The sequence below is a fragment of the Armatimonadota bacterium genome, from assembly GCA_035527535.1.
In the GTDB taxonomy this organism is placed as follows: Bacteria; Armatimonadota; Hebobacteria.
Genome location: DATLAK010000164.1, coordinates 1 through 3,426 on the forward strand (window position 1 = coordinate 1; position 3,426 = coordinate 3,426).

Consider the following 3,426-nt stretch of genomic DNA (forward strand, 5'->3'; position numbering starts at 1 on the left):
CGAATTGGGGAGGCAAGATCTCGATCATGGGCGGCATCAGCACCACCATCGCGCAGATGACGGTGGACGAGATCGACGCCCACGTCGCGCAGGTGATGGAAATCGGCTGCCGGGGGAGCAGGTTCTTTCCCAGAACCGAGAGCGGAATACCCGCAATGCCGGTGGAGAAGGTGCTGGCTTACCTGGACCTTCTCAAGCAATACCGCCGAATGTACGGCTCCGCGGAGGCTTAATCTTGGCAAAGGCGAGGACGGGTTTCGTCGGGGCAGGCAACTTCATCAGCGCGCATCATCTGCTCACGGCTCGCGACAGCGAGGTGATGGAAATACGCGCTATCGCTGACCTTGACGAGGAGCGGCTGCAGACTCACGCGTCAAGGATGCCGGTCGGATACACCACGCGCGACTATACCAGGCTCCTGGCCGATCCGGATATCGACATCGTGGTCATCGGCACGAAGCAGGATCTGCACGCGAAGATGACCATCGAGAGTCTTGACGCGGGCAAGTGGGTCTTCTGCGAGAAACCTATGTCCGAGACCGAGGAGGAGTCGGCGGCGGTGCGGGAGGCCGAAGCGCGAAGCCCCGGAAGACTGGCAATCGGCTTCAATCGGCGCTTTGCACCCGCATACGCCGATACGAAGCGCCTCATGCAGTCGGTGCCTCGCCCGTGGTTTGTGAATTACCGGCTTATGTACCCGAATCCCGGCAAGCACGAGCCGAACAACTTCTACGCCAGCCACGAACGCATATTGTACGAGGGAACCCACATCCTGGACCTCGTGTGCTGGCTCCTCGAAGCAGAACCAAAGCGGGTCTTCATGACGGGCGATAAGTATCTCAACAACTGCTGCCTGCTTGAGTTTGCGGACGGCTCGCAGGTGTCGTTTATGTGCGGCTCGATGGGGTCGTATGCGCTCTGGAAAGAGTATCTCGAAGTCTTCGGGACCTATGTCGCGATTGCCGTGAGTGACTTTGTGGATATGCGGGTACGCGGGTTTGCGGGCGAGTATGATCGCCTCTACGCGCCTCACCTCGGGGAGCACGCGGCTGAGATTGAGAAGTTCGGTTTCGATTTCTATGAAGAGTACAAGGTATCCGCGTTTCAGCCGCCGACGAGGGCCTGGTATCGGGAGAACTTCGGCATGGTAATCGAGACGGCGCGGCGGCCCACGTCACCCGCGTTCAACGCCGCCGACTACGGGCCCGAGAATCCGGACCTCTACATGTTCATCCCCGACAAGGGCTGGTACCAGTCGCTGGAACACTTCGCGGAGTGCTACTTGAACGGAAGCGAGCCCCAGAACGCGGACGCAAAGGCCGGCGCGCTGAGTACGCGGATAGCGTTGGCGTTGCTTGACTCACTGGATAGTGGATCTCCGGTGTCACTGAATAAGTGAGCACCCTTGCGGGCAGCAGCTCCGCGACCCGCACCTGGGCGGGCCGCCCGCAGCGACATGACTTCGCCAGGGGGTCCACCCCCTTGAACAGGCGTCGCCAGAAGCCCAGATCCCTTCCCCCTCGTCGCAGCGCAGCGAACGCGATGCTCGACCGCCGGCGCCGTCCCGACTCGGATGCCGGCCGGTGGCACCGCCCGGCGCGAGATCAGCCGCCGCCGCGCGCGAAGTCCATGTGATCGCCGACGCTGACGCCGTGCAGGTCGCAATAACCCGCATTCACTTCGATCACGTACCGCGCAGGCTGCCGTGAGCTGATCAGCGCCTCCGAAAGGGGGATCGTGTTCCGCTCGATGTGCACGATCGCTTTGAGATCATTCACAAAGATCATATCCAGCGGGATGAAGGTGTCCTTCATCCAAAATGCCACAACTGCGGCGGTGTCGAAGATGAACAGCATGCCGACGTCGGCCGGCAGAGAACGTCGGCCCATCAGACCTTGTGTGCGCTCCGCTGGTGTGTCCGCTATCTCAATGTCAATCTGCGCGATCTTCTCCGCGGTGCCTTGCCGGAAGAAGGACAACTCGCCCTCTTTCGTGAACGGCGCCTGCTGGTGGTTCGTGGTGACGATCGAACCACAGCCCGTCAACAGCGCCAAGAGCGCCGCGCCCAGGACCGAAACCATCAGCGCCAATCTCCACCTCCGTCCGCCCACAGCTGATACCGCTGACCGCGCGTCGGCCAACAATCTCGCAGACCAGGCGAAAGCTGCGCGATAGCCGGCGCGCTGTCGCACGGTTCCCAGTGTTCTCTGCGGCAGGAGCCATCGCCTGCCGCCATTCATGGCGCTGCGCGCTGCATCACAGCCAGCCGGCGCCGTCCAGTGCGGCCGCGCTCGTCGCGAAGGCGAGATTCTTCGCTGACGCTCTGAATGACAGGTCCCGGCTCCTGTCATGCAGAACGAAGCGCGCTCCTGCGACAGCGTCGGGACGCGCAGTGAAGCATCTCGGTGTCACCTCGCCGGAAACTGGGTAACGGTCAGCGCTCGCCTCCCAGCGCTCGCCGCCCTTGCGCCACCGGTGGGCGTTCTGTTAGAATGACGACGGCAGCTCAAGGTGCGAGGAATTGACGTGTCCGAGCAACACCACAGGATGCGCTGGGAGACTATCGGCATGCTGGCGGGTTTTGTGGTCTTCCTGGCGGGGGTGGTGCTGCTGATCCTGGTGTTCGCGTGGACCTTCAGTTTGTTCCAGGGCGCCGGGCAGACCGTGAGCCGCGCATCAGCGCCGGCGGTCGCGTCGGTGTTGGCGGTGATGGGCTTCAAGGTGGCGCTGCTGTTCGTCATGGGGTACGTCGCGTCGCTGATCGGCAGCAAGGGCCTGCAGTTGTATGGCGTCTGCCGCGGGGTCAGCCCGCGATGACGATGCTGCTGGCGGTTGACGTCGGCAACAGCGAGACCAAGCTCGGGTGGTTCGAGGCCGAGCGGCTGGGCGGCCGCGAGCATTTCGCCACCGGCAGCCGCGCGCCCGCCGATGCGGTCGCGGCACTGCTGGCGCACCTGTCCGCGCCGCCGGCGGCCGCCGCCATGTGCAGCGGCATCCCCGACGCCGTCGCGCCATGGCAGGAGGCGCTGACTAACGCTTGCGGCCCCGCTCCCTTCGTCGTCGCCGGCGACAGCGACATCGGCATCATCAACCACTATGGCGATCCCGCGACCCTGGGGCCGGATCGCCTGGTGGGCGCGCTCGCGGGGCGAGAGCTTTACGGCTCGCCGATCATAGTGGTGAGCCTGGGCACGGCCACGGTCGTGGACGCGGTGTCCCGCGAGGGGGAATATCTGGGCGGGGCGATAGCTCCGGGGGTCGAGACCTCGGCGGCCGCGCTGGCAGAGCGCGCCTCGCGCCTGCTGCCGACGCGCCCAGAGCGCGCGCCGCGCGCCATCGCCGCCGACACGCGCGGCGGCATGATCGCCGGGGCTTTCTTCGGCGCCGTGGGCCAGACCCGCGAGCTGCTGGCGCGAGTGCGCGCGG

Annotated in this window: 5 protein-coding genes; 4 read left to right on the forward strand and 1 reads right to left on the reverse strand. The window is 64.7% G+C overall.

Annotation, left to right across the window (positions count from 1 at the left end; translation table 11 throughout):
- Together VM221_11525 and VM221_11530 are read left to right on the forward strand one after the other, a co-directional pair.
- Nucleotides 1-233, forward strand: a 233-nt coding sequence (locus VM221_11525; protein ID HUT75446.1) for a hypothetical protein, incomplete at its 5' end; no start/stop codon positions are given.
- Nucleotides 234-235: 2 nt separating this feature from the next.
- Nucleotides 236-1,399, forward strand: coding sequence for a Gfo/Idh/MocA family oxidoreductase (locus VM221_11530; GenBank protein HUT75447.1), 1,164 nt, complete (start codon nt 236-238; stop codon nt 1,397-1,399).
- Between the two features lie 205 nt (nt 1,400-1,604).
- Here the strand turns inward: VM221_11530 and VM221_11535 are convergent, their stop codons facing one another.
- A complete protein-coding gene (locus VM221_11535; GenBank protein HUT75448.1) occupies nt 1,605-2,081 on the reverse strand; it encodes a DUF192 domain-containing protein in 477 nt (158 codons plus the stop codon).
- Between the two features lie 445 nt (nt 2,082-2,526).
- Here VM221_11535 and VM221_11540 point away from each other — a divergent pair, with 445 nt between their 5' ends.
- Both VM221_11540 and VM221_11545 read left to right on the forward strand, forming a co-directional pair.
- Nucleotides 2,527-2,817, forward strand: a complete 291-nt coding sequence (locus tag VM221_11540) for a hypothetical protein (GenBank protein ID HUT75449.1) — start codon at nt 2,527-2,529, stop codon at nt 2,815-2,817.
- Nucleotides 2,814-3,426: type III pantothenate kinase (locus tag VM221_11545; protein HUT75450.1), on the forward strand; the 613-nt coding region annotated here is incomplete at its 3' end. The genes VM221_11540 and VM221_11545, both read left to right, overlap by 4 nt.